Origin of the sequence: Mesorhizobium sp. M1E.F.Ca.ET.063.01.1.1 (assembly GCF_003998155.1) — a bacterium.
Classification (GTDB): Bacteria; Pseudomonadota; Alphaproteobacteria; order Rhizobiales; family Rhizobiaceae; genus Mesorhizobium.
Genome location: NZ_RZSC01001045.1, coordinates 1 through 1,619 on the forward strand (window position 1 = coordinate 1; position 1,619 = coordinate 1,619).

Sequence of the window (1,619 nt, forward strand, 5' to 3'; positions counted from 1 at the left end):
GTGAAGAGGTCAACGACAAGATGCATGATCGTCTCGCGCGGCTGCAATTCGAGCGCCAGCAGCGTCGTGGTGGTAGCGGTGGCGAGCCGATCCCCGAGCGCGAGGCGCGAGGGCGAGACCTACCACCTCGGGACGATCCCCGCCAGCCGGAGCAGCCGCGAACCGGCACCGAGCAGGAGATGAGAAGCAAGCAGAAGGACGCCAACAAGCAGAAGACTCAGCAGGCTGAAGAGCAGGACCGCAAGACCCAGCGCTCGAATGATAACGATTACGAGCGCTGAGCAAGGGCCAACCTTGCGTGCTCGCGCGGCGGTCTATCAAAACGACGCATTCGTCACAGAATGATCAGGCTGTATGGCAGTAATGCCCCGTACTTGTTATTGGGCGCCTGGCGGCGTTTGCCCGAAAGCAGACGTCGATCAAGGCAAGATTCGTTGGCATCAATGCCTCAATACGACGCGAGTATGAAAGTGCCGACAAGGCACCGAACAGTCGCCTACGCTGCCGTTTGGACGAGATTCAATTTCTTCAGTTCTTCCACAATCACTGGGCTCAGCCCCAAATCACGGACTTCGACCGTCGCCAACCAGGATCGGGCGTCTTGGACCGATAGGTTCGAGTTGGGAAAGTTTGGCTCAAGAGCCGAAGCGGCGATTCTCGACAGTCCAAGTTCCATGAAGGACCATCCGGACTTGGTTGCCACTCCCAGCTCCAGAGCGAGAGGGAAGTCAAAGATTTCCGCGATGCGGGCAGCATTTTCCGTCTCCCGCAGCGCCAAGTTCAATATGTCTATGTAGGCCTTGCCCAACTGAACATACTGAAATCGCAGCACGTCCTCGATCATTTCAAACTCGCGTCGGATGACGCCGTTGACGTCGACCTCACGCGGTGTCCGGACCCTCGCGTTCGGATTGGCCGCCTTCTCGGCTTCGTTTTCGACGATCTTCTTAGCTCGCTTCTCCTCAGCCTTTCTCACCGCAATCGCGAGCAGCGCGGGATAGGGCAATCCCTTCATCCAATCCACGGCAGTGCCCGCCGCCACCGCTCCGAACGCGTGCTGGACGTTGAAGACACAGCGCTGGATTCTGAGGAAGATCGACGCGTATCGCTTCTTCGACCCCTTGTCGTGCGGGTTGACTGGGAAGAGCTCATCGAACTCGCCCTCCGCGATCTTCGCCAGCATGTTGTCGTAAAGACGCCGGAGTCCGAAAGGATCAACGGTCCAGTTTGTCGCGAGCAATGATTTTGGGAGACCGATCGCCGCGTGCGCCGCATTCGACATCTCCACGAGCGAGTTTCGATCTTCTGCCGCAAGCCCGCCTAAAGTCCGTTCGACGAACGGAGCGAGATCGCCTTTCGCCGCTCTGGAGATCAACAGTCCTGCTGCCGACCTTACCCTTAGGCCCTCCTCATCCCGGCGGCTGACGGCCGGCATGTCACCCGCCAACGCGCGGTGAACCCGATCGGACGCGTCAGTGACCGTTCTCCCAAAGGCGGGCTCGATGCTGTAGCCGACGAACCGATCCATCGGCTTCTCCGGCCAGTCCTGATAATCGACTAGGAACACGTTGCCGACGATGTCCTTCCTCATCCTTCCGGCGCGACCGGCGAAATTCCAC

2 protein-coding genes are annotated in these 1,619 nt (G+C 59.2%); one reads left to right on the forward strand and one right to left on the reverse strand.

What is annotated here, in order from left to right:
- Window positions 1-281, forward strand: a 281-nt coding sequence (locus tag EOA29_RS41845) for a hypothetical protein (RefSeq protein WP_189479104.1), incomplete at its 5' end; no start/stop codon positions are given.
- 215 nt (window positions 282-496) lie between these two features.
- On the opposite strand, the gene EOA29_RS35805 is transcribed toward EOA29_RS41845, so the two are convergent.
- A partial coding sequence (locus EOA29_RS35805; protein WP_210213217.1) for a hypothetical protein occupies window positions 497-1,619 on the reverse strand: 1,123 nt, incomplete at its 5' end.